At 63.0% G+C, this 15,363-nt stretch carries 11 protein-coding genes and 2 pseudogenes; 3 read left to right on the top strand and 10 right to left on the bottom strand.

Features of this window, described 5'->3' with window-relative positions:
• Positions 1–3: 3 nt before the first annotated feature.
• Entirely contained in the window at positions 4–387 is a 384-nt protein-coding gene (pilH, locus tag XaFJ1_RS02965; protein WP_012915181.1) for a twitching motility response regulator PilH, read from the top strand.
• Between the two features lie 246 nt (positions 388–633).
• Here pilH and XaFJ1_RS02960 read toward each other — a convergent pair whose 3' ends face one another.
• Together XaFJ1_RS02960 and XaFJ1_RS02955 are read right to left on the bottom strand one after the other, a co-directional pair.
• Positions 634–1,518, bottom strand: coding sequence for a DnaJ C-terminal domain-containing protein (locus XaFJ1_RS02960; protein WP_012915180.1), 885 nt, complete (start codon positions 1,516–1,518; stop codon positions 634–636).
• 136 nt (positions 1,519–1,654) lie between these two features.
• Positions 1,655–2,122: an Hsp20/alpha crystallin family protein gene (locus XaFJ1_RS02955; protein WP_012915179.1), complete on the bottom strand. Its 468-nt coding sequence runs from the start codon at positions 2,120–2,122 to the stop codon at positions 1,655–1,657.
• A 170-nt stretch (positions 2,123–2,292) separates the two neighbouring features.
• Between XaFJ1_RS02955 and XaFJ1_RS02950 the strand changes: the two genes are divergently transcribed.
• Complete coding sequence (locus XaFJ1_RS02950) at positions 2,293–2,775, top strand: peroxiredoxin (protein WP_012915178.1); 483 nt, start codon at positions 2,293–2,295, stop codon at positions 2,773–2,775.
• A gap of 101 nt (positions 2,776–2,876) precedes the next feature.
• Here XaFJ1_RS02950 and XaFJ1_RS15840 read toward each other — a convergent pair.
• Positions 2,877–2,976, bottom strand: a pseudogene (locus XaFJ1_RS15840) (ATP-binding protein); the annotation flags it as partial.
• Between the two features lie 319 nt (positions 2,977–3,295).
• On the opposite strand from XaFJ1_RS15840, the gene XaFJ1_RS16345 reads away from it, so the two are divergent.
• A complete protein-coding gene (locus XaFJ1_RS16345) occupies positions 3,296–3,421 on the top strand; it encodes a hypothetical protein (RefSeq protein ID WP_275402253.1) in 126 nt (41 codons plus the stop codon).
• A 24-nt stretch (positions 3,422–3,445) separates the two neighbouring features.
• Here XaFJ1_RS16345 and XaFJ1_RS02945 read toward each other — a convergent pair whose 3' ends face one another.
• The 7 genes and pseudogenes from XaFJ1_RS02945 to XaFJ1_RS02915 form a co-directional block, all read right to left on the bottom strand.
• On the bottom strand, positions 3,446–5,701 hold the full coding sequence (locus XaFJ1_RS02945) for a methyl-accepting chemotaxis protein (protein WP_187388433.1): 2,256 nt from the start codon (positions 5,699–5,701) through the stop codon (positions 3,446–3,448).
• Between the two features lie 349 nt (positions 5,702–6,050).
• Positions 6,051–6,855: pseudogene (locus XaFJ1_RS02940) on the bottom strand (IS5 family transposase).
• A gap of 97 nt (positions 6,856–6,952) precedes the next feature.
• Entirely contained in the window at positions 6,953–7,897 is a 945-nt protein-coding gene (locus XaFJ1_RS02935) for a glycerophosphodiester phosphodiesterase family protein (protein WP_012915175.1), read from the bottom strand.
• Positions 7,898–7,916: 19 nt separating this feature from the next.
• Positions 7,917–10,805 carry a TonB-dependent receptor gene (locus tag XaFJ1_RS02930; RefSeq protein ID WP_012915174.1) on the bottom strand — a complete coding sequence of 963 codons (2,889 nt, stop codon included), beginning with the start codon at positions 10,803–10,805 and terminating at the stop codon, positions 7,917–7,919.
• A gap of 175 nt (positions 10,806–10,980) precedes the next feature.
• On the bottom strand, positions 10,981–11,637 hold the full coding sequence (locus tag XaFJ1_RS02925; RefSeq protein WP_012915173.1) for an HAD family hydrolase: 657 nt from the start codon (positions 11,635–11,637) through the stop codon (positions 10,981–10,983).
• Between the two features lie 56 nt (positions 11,638–11,693).
• Positions 11,694–12,695 (bottom strand): nucleoside hydrolase, encoded by a 1,002-nt coding sequence (locus XaFJ1_RS02920; RefSeq protein WP_012915172.1) that lies wholly within the window; start codon positions 12,693–12,695, stop codon positions 11,694–11,696.
• 68 nt (positions 12,696–12,763) lie between these two features.
• The gene (locus XaFJ1_RS02915; protein ID WP_012915171.1) at positions 12,764–14,983 is read right to left on the bottom strand and encodes a TonB-dependent receptor; all 2,220 of its coding nucleotides are present in this window, start codon (positions 14,981–14,983) and stop codon (positions 12,764–12,766) included.
• Positions 14,984–15,363 lie beyond the last annotated feature (380 nt).

Below are 15,363 nucleotides of genomic sequence, written 5' to 3'. Positions count from 1 at the left end.
AACATGGCACGTGTTTTGATCGTCGACGACTCGCCGTCGCAGTTGTTAGGCATTCAGCGCATCGTCGAAAAATTGGGCCACGAGACGATCACCGCCCATGACGGCGCCGCCGGGGTGGAAGTGGCCAAGGCGACACTGCCGGACCTGGTGTTGATGGACGTGGTGATGCCCAACCTCAACGGCTTCCAGGCCACCCGCATGCTAAGCCGCGAGCCGACCACGCAGAACATCCCGGTCATCCTGGTCACCACCAAGGACCAGGACACCGACCGCCTGTGGGGGATGCGCCAGGGTGCGCGCGGCTACATCACCAAGCCGTTCTCCGAGCAAGAACTGCATGAGGCGATCGAACAGGTCTTCAACGGTGAGGATGCAATCCAGCGCTGAGCGCATACGCGGGGTACGTTACCAGGGGACAGCAGCGCTATCACACGATTTGGCAAAAATTTCGACACCTGCGTTTTGAAGAAAAACAGCAGTGCGCTGCATGCCGTTACCCAACTCTCTTTTCTTGCAACGACAGCGTAGCCGCATGCAACAGGTAAAACGCGCGGGTCGCGCGTTCGTTGAAAACCTACACTCGTACGCATCATGCATGCAGGCCCACAGACAACCGAATCGCGAGTGCCAGCTCTACGCCTTCTCGCCAAACGCCTTAGCCAACGCCCGATAGGCCTTGCGCTGCGCTTCGGTTTCCGGAGCCGGCGCCGACACCTCCAATTCGACGATCTGGTCGCCCGGCGGTGTCCCAGGTAGACCGCGGCCGCGCAGGCGCAGCTTGCGGCCTGCATCCGAGTCGGGCGGGATTTTCAACTCCACCGCACCGCCGAGCGTCGGGACGCTGATGCTGGTGCCCAACGCCGCCTGCCACGGCGTCACCTGCAAGGTGTACAGGATATTGCGCCCATCCACCTCGAACTGCGGGTGCGCTGCATACTCGATCTCCAGCAACAGATTGCTGCCGCCGCTACCCTGCCCGCTCAAGCGAATCACCTGACCGGGACGCACGCCCTTCGGCACACGCACGTCCAATTGCTTGCCGTTGATGGTAATACGCACGCTGTCGCCGGCATGGACGGCCTCCAGCGGCACCGCCAATTTGGCACGGGTATCGCCACGCGGTGCGCCCGGACCCTGACCGACGCCGCCACCCTGGCGCGCGCGCTGCTGGCGGGCGAACAGGCTCTCGAAGAAGTCGCTGAAACCGCCGGCTGCTCCACCATTGCCGAACACTTCCTCGACATCGAAGCCGGCGCCTCCGCCGTAATGAGGTGGCGCATGGAACTCCTGGCCCGGCCGATAGCCCTGCGCGCGCAATTGGTCGTAGGCGGCGCGCTTGGGTGGATCGCGCAAGGCTTCGAAGGCTTCGTTGACCGCCTTGAACTTTTCCTCCGCTCCGGGCTCCTTGCTGACATCGGGATGATATTTGCGCGCCAGCCGCCGGTACGCGGTCTTGATCTCGGCATCGCCCGCGCTGGGCTCGACGCCCAAAGTCGCGTAGTAATCCTTGAATTGCATCTATCACCTCAAAAAGAGTCGGCCCGCCGCCTTGCGGCAACGGGCCGGTTGCATACGCTGCGCCATCGCCCGACCATTCTACTGGCCGAGCGCGGCAACGCGACGCCGCCATGGCGACGCCGACGTGCACATGCGCTTACTGCATGATCGTGGCCCCGGTATCGACCTGGATACGGCGCGGCGTACTCGCCGGACGCTTGGGAATCCGCACTTCCAGCACGCCATGGTAGCCGCTGGCAGAAATGCCGTCGGGATCGGCACTATCCGGCAGTGCGAAGCGACGGTGGAAGCTGCCATAGCGGCGTTCGATCCGCGAGAAATGCTCGCTGTCGGCAGCCGATTCGCTCTTGCGCTCGCCCTTGATGGAGAGGATGCCCTTGTCCATCGACACCTCGATCTCCGACGGGTCCATACCCGGCAGATCGGCGTACAACACGAAGCGCTCCGGCTCCTCCTTGATGTCCACGCGCGGCACCCACTGCGCGGTGACGACGGCCGATTCATCGGTACCGCCATTGGGATCGAAGAAACGGTCGAACACCTGCTTGATCTCGTTCTGGAATGCGGCCTGGGCCGGCCACTGGCGATAACGGACAATGCTCATCGTGGTCTCCTGAAACGTGAATGAGGAACACCCCAAGGGGGCCGTTCGGGGAGGCGGGACAGGCCCGCCGCCCATGCACGTCAGATAAGCGTGCATCGTGGTTTTTCAAGCCGTTGACGTCACCTTGCCATCTGCGTTTCTAGAATTGGTTCATCTTTAAGGAGACCGCTATGCCGATCCAAGCAGGAGAACGCATTCCCGACGCAGTGATGCAGCGCATCCGCGACGGCGTCGAACAGGTCGATACCCACACACTCTTCGATGGACGCCGCGCGCTGTTGTTCGCCGTCCCCGGTGCGTTCACTCCAACCTGTTCGGAAAAGCATCTACCCGGCTATGTGGAGCATTTCGAAGAGTTCCGCAAACGCGGCATCGAGGTCTACTGCATGGCGGTCAACGATCCGTTCGTGATGCAGGCATGGGGCAAGAGCCAATTGGTCCCGGACGGGCTGCAGATGCTGTCAGATGGCAATGGCGACTTCACTAAGGCGCTGGGCCTGGAATTGGACGCCAGCCACTACGGTATGGGCCTGCGTGCGCGCCGCTTCGCCTTATATGCCGAAAACGGCGTGGTGCGCTCACTGTTCGTCGAGGCACCGGGCGAGTTCAAGGTCTCAGCCGCGGATTACGTGCTGCAACACCTCCCCGACTGATCCCCTCCCCTCTGCTGGCAGGCAACACACGCCAGCCAACCCTGCGCGGCCATGCCGCTGCTTCGCATCATGTCAACCGCAACTTCAGCCTGACCCACCTTGGTGGTGTCGCCCGCAAACGCCTGGTCCCACTGTCCAAACGGCAAGTTTGCTGGTCAGCAACAACGCGTCTTTTTCATAGCGTTTGGCGAGGACCTGGAAAACAGGAACGTTTTGTCGTACGACCCTTTCCACGACACACCACCGAAGAACTCAACGGCGTGCTCGTGACAGGCCACCAGCGTCTCCAGCTTCTCGTCGGTGACGCATTCCACGTCGCTGGCCCGAGACAACCCTGCATCGCCACAAACGCGGACAATATGTATTTGCCGCGCCAAAACACGCCCCAGTCGCACTGCATCTGCTGCCCGGCCGGCGTCTCGAAGCACACCAACGGCTCCTGCACAGGGACCACACGCAGGCTGCGCATGAACTGCCGCAGTCGCAACATCAGACCCAAGACTACGAGAGGTTGGTCAGGTTGAAGTTGCTCAAGCAAGTGAGTCAGGTCAAGAGTGCTGGTGACAATGCCGCAGCGCAAGCGATCGCCCGTGCAGAAACGACGACGCCGATACGCTGCCACATCGGCTTCGTGGCCGGCCAGTGACTGCGTAGCTGCCGTTTAGCAGGCTCAGAACTCTTCCCAGTCCGAGCTTTCCGCCAACGCACCGGACTTGCTGCGCGCCACCGGCTGCACGGTCGGCACCGCCACTGACGCAGGCGCTTTCTTGAGCGGCGCACGCGCGGAGGCGATCGGGCGCACCGACGCATACGGCACGACCGTGGCGAGCGGCTGCGCGCCACCGGCGAGGCGGAACACCGCCACCGCACGGGTCAGGTCCAAGGCTTGGTCTTCCAGGCTCTTCGCCGCTGCGGTGGCTTCCTCCACCAGTGCTGCGTTCTGCTGCGTGCTCTCGTCCAGCTGCATCACCGTCTTGCTGACCTGCTCGATGCCCGAACTCTGTTCGGCGCTGGCCCCGGAAATCTCCGCCATGATATCGGTGACCCGCTTCACCGATGTCACCACCTCGGCCATGGTGTTGCCGGCGCGCGCGACCAGGGTCGAGCCCTGCTCCACTTCCTGCACCGAGTCAGAGATCAGAGTCTTGATCTCCTTGGCCGCAGCGGCCGAACGCTGCGCCAACGAGCGCACTTCCGAGGCCACCACCGCGAAGCCGCGGCCCTGCTCGCCGGCACGCGCCGCTTCCACCGCGGCATTGAGCGCCAGGATGTTGGTCTGGAACGCGATGCCGTCGATGACCCCGATGATGTCTGCGATGCGCGAGGAAGCGGCGCTGATCGAGGCCATCGTGGTGACCACGTCCTCGACCACGCGGCCGCCGCTCTCGGCCACTTCGCCGGCACCCAGCACCAGCTGGTTGGCCTGGCGCGCGTTGTCGGCGTTCTGCTTGACCGTGGAGGTCAGCTCTTTCATCGACGCGGTGGTTTCTTCCAGGCTCGCTGCCTGCTGTTCGGTGCGCACCGACAGATCGCTGTTGCCGCTGGTAATCTCGCCGGCCGCGGTGTTGATCGACTCGGCCGAGCGCTGGATGCCTTGTACGATGGTGGTCAGCTGCGCGACGGTGCGGTTGGCGGCCTCGGCCAGCTGACCGAAAGCGCCCTCGTAGCGTGCATCCACCCGCTGCGACAGGTCGCCGTCGGCAATCGCGCCCATGATCCGGCCCACGTCGGCCAGGCCGCTCTCGGCCTGCTGCATCAGCCGGTTCAGCGCTCCCACCATTTCCTTGAACGCGAACTGGTAGCGCCCTTCTTCACCGCGCGCGGAGAAATCCCCGTGCGCGGCCGCATCGGCCAGGCGCGCGATGTCGCCGTTGATCGCCGACAGGTTGGCCTTTACCGCATCCAGCGCCTCGTTCAGCGCGGCACGCTGGCCAGGTAGGCGGCGCATGTCGCGGCGCAAGTCGCCGCGGCCGTACTCGCCCATGATCGCCATCGCCTCGATGATCGCATCCAGGTGCTCGAACAACGCGGTATTGATGCCCCGCGCCAGGGTGCCGTAGTCACCTGGGAAATCCTCCGGCATACGGTGACCGATGTCCTCCCCCTGCTGTAGCTGCACCAGGGTCTGCATCTCGCCGTTGAAGCGCTGCAACTGGATCTGCATCTGCTGCATGCTGGTCATCAGCTGCCCGGTCTCGTCGTGCGACTCCACCTTGATGGCGTTGTCGAAACGGCCAGAAGCAATGGCCTCGGCGGTGCGCGTTGCCGCGCGCAACGGGGTGATGATGGCGCTGGCGATCAGCCAGCACAGTCCCACCATCAGCACCACCAGCACAGCGCCGATGATGGTGAGGATCTTGGTGAAACCCAGCGCCTCGAACTGGATATCCTCGGCGTACACGCCCATCACCAATATCCAGTTCCACTGCGGGTAGAGCTCGGCGTAGCTGATCTTCGACAATTGCTCTTTCTTTCCGGGCTTGGGGCCGGTGTAGTGGCTGAAACCGTCGCCACTGCGCACCGCGGCCTGGATGTCGCGGTACACGTATTCGCCGGCATCGCTCTTGTAGCCGCTCATGTCGGTGCCGACCTTGCGTTTGGGATGCATGACGATGTGCATCTGCGGGTCGACGATGAAGAAGTAGTCCACCCCGCCATTGGTCTTGATATCGGCAAGCGTGTTCTTGGCCGCAGTCTGCGCCTGCGCCTCGGTCAGTTCGCCGCGCTTGGCCTTGTCGGCATAGTGCGCGATGACGCTCATGCCCATGTCGACCTCCGTCTTGACAGTCTGCTTGCGCGCTTCCACCAGATCCAGGTATTGCAGGCGCGCGGCAGCGACCGCCAGCAGGATCACGCCGATTGCCAGCAGCGTGCATAACACCACGAACTTGCGCGCCATCGGCAAATTGGCGACGCGAAGACGCAGGAAGTGAACGGGATTCATAGCGATCCTGTTGGCAATGCCGATCTGTATGTAGACTTAATATCGGTCGCGAGCCTTTCAAACTTGACTCCCGCATGACGCCGAAAGCGCATGACAACCGTGATCGGATGTGCAATTCGGTGCTACTGCAACGGTAGAGATGACGAACCGAACGGCATGCAATCGCAATCGATGTCAGGCGACGCCTGTCACGGGTGAGCGTTACTGCATCGCATCGCCACCATCCGCTGTGTCAGACTAGCCGATGGAAATCGAAACAGGACTGCAGGCGCGGCTTCACCACGTTGAATGTCGTCGTCCCTGAAAAATTCATCAGTCCCTTAGGACGTGTTCAAAGTCTCCTAAGCAATGCCACCAGGAATCCCCGGTGGATGAACTGTAGACTGGTATTGCGCTTGCGCTCGCAGTTCTTCCACGACCTTCGGCTCTTCTCCAGCCAGGCAAAACTGCGTTCGACGATCCAACGCTTGGGCATGACCTTGAAGTTGTGCAGCTCACTGCGCTTGACGATCTGCACCTTGACTTTTTCGCCAAGCACTGCGCGTACGCCTTCGGCGAACGGCTCTGCGGTGTAGCCACTGTCGCATAGCAGGGCTTTGTCCGCTTCAACCTGACTTGCCGCGCTGGAGCGCTTCCGGCGCACATTTGCGATCGGTCACTTCGTCCGTCGTCACTGCCACCACATGTGGCAGTCCTTACGTATCCACCGCAATATGCCGCTTGATCTCCGACACCTTCTTGCCCGCGTCATAAGCCTTTGAGCCCCGCCGTGCCCCCGCTCTTCACGCTCTGCGCGTCCATCTGCACGTCCACGATCAAGAACGTACTTGATGCGTTGCTCCCTTATTTCTTTCGGGCCTCGCCAACCTGATTTTTTAAGCCTACTCCAGCAGGCTGCCCCCCCTCACGCGACTCGCTCCAGATGGCAAAGTACGAATGCACCGCGCGCCACTGCGGGAACTCCTCGGGCAGCATGCGCCACTGGCAGCCGCTCTTGAGCAGATACAACACACCGCAGAACACCTCTTACAGGTCCACTCATTGTGGAGTCTGGTCTGCCGGCGAGCGCTCTCCAGCAATGGTTGGATGATCGCCAATTGCGCGCGGCTTATGTTGCTCGGATAGCGCTTTGTCATCCACGAATGCGCATAGTTCGCAGGGAAACTTTTGACAGGCTCGAAGCGCTGGAAGCACCGCCGCGGAATACCCCGCGGCGGTCAATATCGCGAATACTCAGTGTGGTTTGAGCGAAGCACGGTAACGCAGCAGGGCCTCCGGCTCGTCGGTCTGCAGCGCACCAACACCGGCGTGGTACAGCCGTCCCCAGACGGCATCGGGATCGCGTAACGCCTCGGCATCGCCGCCGACACCAGTGACAAACCCTTCCCATAATGTGTTGACCAGCAGCCGCATGCGCTGTTGATTGGCCAGCGCCACCAGCGGCGCCAATTGCGCGAGCGACATGCGCGGCAGTTCAATCGCCACAGGCCGCACCTTGCCCCCGATCTGGATGCGCATGGTCCGCAGCAGATCGTCGGTGCCTGGGGGGTTGAGCAGCACCGGGGTGAAGTTCACTTGGTCGAACGGCGGCAGCGACGCCAACGGCTGGCTATGCACGCCGACCTCGGTCTTGAGGACTACCTCGCGCTGCATGCCAGCGCGCCGCACCGCGTCGGCGACCTCGGCATAGATCGGCGCTTTGACGTCGAGATTGAGCATGATCCGGCCTTTGGCCGCAGCCAGCATCTGCTCCAGGGTCACCGGATGCTGATCGGTGAGCGCGGCATCGGCGCCGCCCTCGTCGTCGCGCAAGCGTAACTGTGACAGTTGCGCCCAGGTCATCTCGGCGACCTTGCCGCTGCCGTTGGTGGTCCGATCCACCGTGGCGTCGTGGAACATCACCAAGGTGCCATCGGCAGCGCGACGGATATCGGTTTCGAGCATGTCCACGCCCACCGCCACACAGCGCTCCAGACCGAGCAGCGAGTTCTCCGGCGCATGCCCGGCGAAGCCATGCTCGGGCGCGGGGTTATGGCAACCACGATGGGCAACGACGAAGATACCGCCTTCCGGATTGGCCAGGCGTGCCTGGATCGGGGCGATACCGGCCGCCACGGCCGGGACGGCGAAGGTCAGCAGGCCGGCCACCAGGCCACCACGAAAAATACGCACGTTCATTAAAAATCTCCGACACTCATCAGAGCGATGGGGTAAAGCGCAGACCGATCCAATACGTGGTCGGCATCGAATAGCTGTCCTTCAGCAGGTTCTCGCCTGGACCGGTGAAACTGGTGAGGCGGCTGTGGGTGACGTTGCTGACCTGACCCACCACGCTGAGTTGCTTGCTGACCGCCCACGTGGCCGACAGGTCCAACTGCGAACGCGGCGCCCAGTACAAATCCTGCCAGGGAATGTTGCTGACGATCGAGCGCAGCGCTTTGCCCTGACGGTTGTAGGCCGCGCGCAATTCCAAGCCGCCGACGGTATAGAACAGCGAGGCGTTGGCGGTGTAGTCGGGCTGGCCGACCATGTTATCGACCGAGCGCTTGCTCTGCACGATGTTCGGCGCGGTGCCGGTGCTGAACGGCACGTCCATGCCGCCGTCGAGCAACGCCAGGTTGGCGCTGGCGCCCAGGCCGGACAATGCCGGGACGCCCGGCAACAAGGTGTTCAACACCGCGCTCAGTTCCAGGCCGCGCACATGTGCCTTGGACGCGTTGGCCGGCGTGCTGATCAACACATTCGAATACGTGGTGCCGTTGAAGGTGAACTGGTCGACACGCGAGAGGGTAAAAATCTCGTCCTGGATGCGCTTGTCGAACACGGCGGCGGCGAGCATGCCGTCGTAGTCGTCGGGCAGACGCCATTCCAGCGACAGGTCCAGATTGGTCGAAATGCGCGGTTTGATATCGGGGTTACCGATGGTCACGGTGACGCCCTGGGCGTTGGGATTGCCCATGTCGTTGCTATTGACGAAGCCGATCGAGGTGCGCGCGGCGTAAGCGTCGTAAGGCGGGCGGCCAAGCGTGCGGCTGGCGCCGGCACGCAGGTCGAGGCGATCGTTGAGATGGTAGGTCATGATCGCCGACGGCAACAGATTGCCGTAATGCGAATGCGTCGGCGCATCCACGTACACATACTTGCCGCTGGCAGCATCCAATTGGCGTTGGCGGCCGACCGTGGACTGGTCGGTATGGTCGTAATGCAGGCCGGCCTCCACGTCGAACGCGTCGGCGCGATAACTGACCAAGCCGTAGGTGCCGAAAATCTTTTCGCTGTGGCTGAAATTATCCTGGTTGCTGAAAGCGCTCTGGTCGGTGCTGTTGAACGCGCTCAGCGGCACCGAATTCAAAATATTGTTGGCCTTGGCCGGATCGATCGCGATCAGGTTCATGTTCAAGTAACGCATCGGCGCGTTGGACGGCGCCAGCACGTCGGCGATGTTCAACGCCGGGGCACTGCGATTGGGCTGGTATTCCACGCGATAGATGTTGAAGCCGGGCTCGTCGCGGGTGTAACTCAGGCCGGTGCCGAAACCGAGCCCACGATCCATCTCGCCGCGATTGAAGGCATAGTCCAAGCGCCCGGTGAGCACTTTGTCGCGCGCACTGCGTTGGTAGTCCGGACGCCAATACAGCAGGCTGTAGTTGTCGTAGTTGTAGTACGCCTGCGGCGCGATCGGGAAACGTTGATTCAAGCCCGACGTGTCGTAGTTGAAGCCATAGGCCGCATTCGGCACCACCGTCACGCCAGGGCCAGTCTGCCCGGTGGGCACCGCCGCCGGGCGCGAAGCACCGGTAACATACTTGATCATGCGCATCGGCTCTTCATAGGTCGCATCGGACCAGGAGCCGCGCGCCGACAGTACCTGTCGGTCGTCCGGACGCCATTCGAAACCGGTCTGACCGAGCTTGGTGCGGGTGGTGGTGATCTGATTGGAGTAACCGACCTCCACGTCACCGGCCGGATACGTACCCGACGTGGCGGTCTGGTTGTACACATTGCTGCGGTTGCGCGGGTCGATGATGACCTCGTTGCGCTCCATGTTGTCGCGGAAATAGTAATAGCCGGCCAGCGCATAGGCCTGCAGCGACTCGCTCACGTGCGCCTCGAACTTACCGGTGAGGCCGTAGCGGTCGCGCTTGTCCATCACGTACCAGTACTTGTCCTGCTGCGGCACGGCCCAGCCGTTGCCCAGATTGGTGCCGCTCTGCAACACGCCATTGCTGTCGTAGAACCCGTAATGCACCGTATCGGTGGTCATATGGGTTTCAGTGTAACTGCTCAGGGTCTGATAGTTACCCGACAAGGTCAGGCCGTACTGCCCTTCGCTGCCGAAGGTGCGGCTACCGGTCGCAAGCAGGCGATATCCCGGATCGTCCTGATCGCGCGGCTTGCCCACGTCGTTGGCATGCCCCAGCGACGCCTCGGCGGTGAAGAACGGCTTGCCGCCATTTTCGAACGCACTGCGGGTCTTGAGGTTGATCGCACCGCCGGTGGCATTGGGATCCAGGTCGGGAGTGAAGGTCTTGATGACCTGCAATTCGCTGACCATCGAAGCCGGCAGAATATCCAGGCGCACGCCACGGGTGATCGAACCGAGCGTTCCGTTCGGCGTGCCCGGGGAGGCCACGGTCAAACCGTCGATGGTGACGTTGTTGTAGGACGGACCGAGACCGCGCAGCACCGGGGTGGCGGCTTCGTCGCGTGGATGCTCGTTGTCGGTCGCCGGCAGCACGGACAGGCCCGGAATACGGCGCAGCGCTTCGACGATGGTGGTATCCGGCAACGCGCGCACGTCGGTGGAACTGACCACGTCGGTGATGTTGGTGGCCTCGCGCTTGCTCTCGATCGCGGCGGCGTTGGCCTTGCGTACCCCGGTCACGACAACGCTGGACAGGGTCTTGGTTGTGTCGGACTCGGGAGCGGCGGCGGTATTGCCAGCGACCTCGTTGGTGGTGGTCGCATCCGGTGAGGCAGGCACTGCTGGAGTGCCACCGAGAACATCCGCCGCAAGCGCGGCGTGGCAACTGGCAGCTAACACACAAACGAAGAATACCCGTTGCCGGTGGTGGAGTGATTTCATTGCAAGGCCCCTGAAAATCAGAATCTGATCAAGTAAAACCCGGCATTTAATTCCAAAAATATGACAATTTAATATCACCAATTCCATACCTCACCGCACAGACCGAAGCGCACGGATCAGCAGCGCCCTGGGATCGGCGAGCGCCCCTCCCGGATCGACGCGGCAGGCGTGCCGCTCATGCCATCGGGTCGCGGGCGCGCAGCGGCAAGCCCAATGCGATCAGTGCAGCACGCAGGGTGGCCGCATCGCGAAACTGCAGCGCCTGCATCCCGATCCCGGCTGCGGCGTGTACGTTGCGCGGCGCGTCGTCGATGAACACCGCGCGCGACGGCGTGATCGCATAGCGCGCGCACAGCAGCGCGAAAATCGCCGGATCCGGCTTCACCAGCCGCTCCTCGCCCGACACCAGCACGCCCTCGAACCAGTCAAGGAACGGATAACGTTCGCGCGCGATCGGGAAGGTCTCGTGCGACCAGTTGGTCAGCGCGTACAGGCGCACATCGCAGCCACGCAGTTCTTCCAACACCGCCACCGTGTCCTCCAGCGCGCCGCCCAGCATTTCAGGCCAGCGCGCGTGGTAGGCCGCAATCATGGGCGCATGTGCCGGATGCAGCGCACTGAGTTCGGCGACCGCCTCATGCCACGGCCGGCCCGCATCCTGGCGCTCGTTCCACTGCGGGCTGCAAATCTCGCGCAGGAAATGCTCCATCTGCGCCTCCTGCGCGAACAAACGACGGTACAGATAGCGCGGGTTCCAATCGATCAGGACACCACCAAGATCGAACACGACGGTATCGATATTGGACACGGCGGACAAAGCGGACGACGGCATCACGGACTCCAGAAACGAATGGGGATCTCCACGCAGCACTACTGCGGCGAATGCGATCAGTGCAGCATGCGCTGCATGTACAGCGCAATCAGTCGCGATCGGTCCAACGCCAGACACACCTGCACGTTGGCCGTGCCGCTAGTGCCGCCAGCGGCGGCCATTGCGTTGGTCAGCGGCATCTCGCGCGTATTGCCCTGATCGTCGATGACGATGCGCCGCGGCACGGTCGGGCACAGATCAGGCTCCAGCAACTGCGCCACCGGCACCACGTCAAATAGCGTCGGTGTGGCGCTGGACCATGGCTGATCGGTGTCGCGCCACTGGTAGTAAAGCTGTGTCAGCGCATCGGTCAGCGGCTCGCCATGCGCGAACAACGCGATCCGCTCCGGCTCCTCCAGCGTCACCTGGGTCGCATCCAGCGGCAGCATCACGATCGGCACACCAGCAGCGAATACGCGCTGCGCCGCCCCGATGTCGGAGACGATGTTGTATTCGGGAACCGGCGGATTCGGCGTGCGGTAGCGCGACTTCCCGTAGCCGACGCGCACCGAGCCGCCCATCAACACCACCTGCTTGAGTTGGGCGAAACCCGCCGGATCGCGCTGCAACGCGCGCGCTGCATCGGTCAACGGCCCGAGCACCAGCAAGCTGACCTCGCCGGGATGGCGCCGCGCCTGCGCCAGGATGAACTGCGCCGCATCCGGCGCATCGCGCGGCAGCGTCCCCTTGGCGGCCCAACGCGCCTGGCTGAAGGCAACGGCACTGGCGGTGCGTTGCCCGATCGCCAGCGGAATATCACCGCGGCCAGCCTGCCGCAACAGCCGTTGCAACAATTGCGCGCGCAAGCCGGTGTCGCCCCAGGTCGAGGCGATGCCGAGCACTTGCAATTCCGGACTGCGCAACAGCAGTGCCAGCGCGAACGCATCGTCGATGTCATCGCCGATATCGGTGGACACCACCACTTTTTGCACCGGCGTCGCCATCACAGACGCCGCCGCGATGGCACACACCACCATGCTCAGCAGCGCCAGCGCCGCCCATTGCTTCAGACCGCGCATGCACGTCCCCCCAAGATAAGCAGCCGGCTGAGCGCCGGCCAGCGTTACTGTAACGCCTGCGTCGCAAATCAGAAGTTGGCGCGGAATTGCGCGCCGACGATACGCGGGTCATTGATGAAGCCGGTGAGATTGTTGAAGTCGATCGCCCCGGTGGCGCGGATCTGGTTGGTGCAGTTGCGGCAGAACACCGAGACTTCATAGGCGTCGGCATCCCAGGTGTATCCGATCTTGACGCCGCCCTCCAACAGCGGTTGACCGACGAACTCGCGCGAGTCGTACAGAAAGAAATTGATCGCACTGCGGTAGGACCAGTCGGTCAAGAGGAAGAACTCGGCGTTGTCGCCAACCGGGATACCGTAGCGCAAGGTCGCGTTGCCCATCCATTTGGCCGCCTGCGGCAGCACATTACCATCGATCAACGCGCGCCCGGCGGCGTTAAGCGGATCGGTGACGGTGCAGGTACGGCACACGGCGACCGACAACGTCGGGTCTTGGATGCGGGTCCAGTTGTAAGCACCGCCCAGGGTCACGCGCAGGTTCCGGGTCAACATCGCTTCGCCATCGAACTCGGCGCCACGCGCCTTGGAGGTGTTCGCGTTGAGCAGGCGTATATCGTTGGAAGCGCCCCCCACCGCGGTCAACTGCTGGTTCTTTACCCGGAAATCGTAGATGTCGAAGTTCAAGCGCGCGCGCTTGTCGAATAAATCGGACTTGATGCCGATCTCGTAGGAATCCACGGTCTCCGGCGCGGCCACGGTCAACGGCGCGGTCGCCGACGGCACGCCGAAGCTGGCGCCGCGAAAACCACGCGCGGCACGCGCGTAAACGTTGACGTCTTCGTCAATCCTGTAAGTGGCGCTGAGATCGCCGGTGAGCTTGGCGTTGTCGGTGCTGCCGCTGGACGGTTGCTGGAGGACGACGCGGTCCAGTGCCAGAACGTCGAACCGCTTCTTGTCGTCGGTGTAGCGCAGGCCGGCGCGCACATCCAGGCGTTCGGTGACGGCATCGTGCAACGAACCGAACACCGCCCACGCGGTGTTGCGCTGTCGGGTCAACTGATAGCTGGACAAAGAACCGCCGGCCAGCGTGTCGTAGGTGTAATTCTCGCCTTCCACCGCATCTTGGAAGTAGTACAAGCCTGCTTGCCAATTGAGCGGGCCAGCGTACTGCGATTCGGCCCGCAGCTCCTGCGTGTACTGGTCCAGGCGCTTGATGCCACCGGCGGTCTCCACCGGGAACGGGATCGTCCCCGGGCCGGACGGCGGCGCGAACACCGCGCCGTAGCCGCCGTCGATGTCGCCACGACTGTAGTACTTGCCGATGCCCTCGTAGCCGGTGATCGCATGCAGCACGATGTCGTCCAGGTTCCAGGTCAGGTTGGCACTGCCGCCATACGTCTGCAATTGCTGGGTGTTCTTGCCGTCGATGGACACCTTGTCCGGATCGAAACCGGCAATCAGCCGGTTACTGCCCGGTTGGAAGATGTTGGCGCGGAACAGCCGCGCGGTGCCGTCGAGATGGCGCGCATGCGCGTTGAACAGCGCACTGAATGCTTCGCCCGGCTGGAACAGCAGTTGCACGCGCACCGCCGAATCCACGTAGCCCTCGAACGAACGGTCATCGGCCGTGTTGTCGACCCAGTCGCCGCGGCGCTGGCCCAGCGCCGAGATGCGCGCGGCCCACCGCTCGCCCAGCGCCACACTCACGCCGGTCTCCATGGTCATGGTGCCGTAGGTGCCATAGGACAGGCTGGCGTAACCGTCGTTGGCGCCAAGGGTCGGCTTGACCGAATTGAACTTCACCACACCCGCAGGCGTGTTGCGGCCGAACAGCGTGCCCTGCGGACCGCGCAGCACTTCCAGGCTCTGTAGATCGAAGATCGGAAAGCCCTTCAGGAACGCGTTCTCGGCAACTACCTCGTCGTAGATCAGCGACACCGGCTGCGAGGCATAGGTATTGAAATCGGTGTTGCCGTAACCCCGGATGTAAAAGCGCGGAAACACGCGACCATTGGAGGATTCGACATTGAGACTGGGCGCCTTGCCCGCCAAAACGCGCACGTCCGAGCCACTGGTGGCGATCGCGTCCAGGTACTCCGGTCGCAGCACGCTGGCCGATACCGGCACATCCTTGGCATCCTCCGCGCGACGCTCGGCGGTGACCTTGACCGCATCCAGACGGGCAACTCCATCGCCGTTGTCCGCCTGCTGCGCGGCGGCAGGCAACGAGAACGCGGAAACGACGGCAACGGCAAGGACGCTGGCGCGCAGCGAGCAACTGGCGGACATGAGAACTCCAGGATGGGGGAGGGAAGCGCGGTGCGGCGCGCGGTCGCGCCGTACAACAATTAACACAACGCACACATGATGCACATCCGCCTGCCATTGGGCGGTGTTGCCGCAGTTCCACACTCCGCTGTGCCCAGCCTTGCCCCATGCCTGGTCGGCATGCACTGCGGTGGCGCCGCCATGTCGCTGGCGGCGCCACCGCGTTGAAGACAATCGCGCGCTGCGCCGCAAGACCGTTCGCTTAAAGCGGCCAACAATACGTCGCCCGTCGCTGTCGCGCGAACGCAGACAGCACACAGACACCGCCGTGTGCAGTGGCACATGCGACTTCCGAGCACTGCCGCGCCCGTCCAGCGGCGACGCCGTCGTTTTGTTAGCGA

Source organism: Xanthomonas albilineans, assembly GCF_009931595.1.
Classification (GTDB): Bacteria; Pseudomonadota; Gammaproteobacteria; order Xanthomonadales; family Xanthomonadaceae; genus Xanthomonas_A; species Xanthomonas_A albilineans.
Note: the sequence above shows the minus strand (reverse complement) of the source record. Positions and strands in the feature narration are given on the sequence as shown.

What these genes read in the sequence shown, in the direction of transcription:
- XaFJ1_RS02960 (WP_012915180.1), bottom strand. Translation starts at nt 1,518, where the DNA reads ATGCAATTCAAGGATTACTACGCGACTTTGGGCGTCGAGCCCAGCGCG.
- XaFJ1_RS02915 (WP_012915171.1), bottom strand. Translation starts at nt 14,983, where the DNA reads ATGTCCGCCAGTTGCTCGCTGCGCGCCAGCGTCCTTGCCGTTGCCGTC.
- XaFJ1_RS02930 (WP_012915174.1), bottom strand. Translation starts at nt 10,805, where the DNA reads ATGAAATCACTCCACCACCGGCAACGGGTATTCTTCGTTTGTGTGTTA.
- pilH (WP_012915181.1), top strand. Translation starts at nt 4, where the DNA reads ATGGCACGTGTTTTGATCGTCGACGACTCGCCGTCGCAGTTGTTAGGC.
- XaFJ1_RS02925 (WP_012915173.1), bottom strand. Translation starts at nt 11,637, where the DNA reads ATGCCGTCGTCCGCTTTGTCCGCCGTGTCCAATATCGATACCGTCGTG.
- XaFJ1_RS02950 (WP_012915178.1), top strand. Translation starts at nt 2,293, where the DNA reads ATGCCGATCCAAGCAGGAGAACGCATTCCCGACGCAGTGATGCAGCGC.
- XaFJ1_RS02955 (WP_012915179.1), bottom strand. Translation starts at nt 2,122, where the DNA reads ATGAGCATTGTCCGTTATCGCCAGTGGCCGGCCCAGGCCGCATTCCAG.
- XaFJ1_RS02935 (WP_012915175.1), bottom strand. Translation starts at nt 7,897, where the DNA reads ATGAACGTGCGTATTTTTCGTGGTGGCCTGGTGGCCGGCCTGCTGACC.
- XaFJ1_RS02920 (WP_012915172.1), bottom strand. Translation starts at nt 12,695, where the DNA reads ATGCGCGGTCTGAAGCAATGGGCGGCGCTGGCGCTGCTGAGCATGGTG.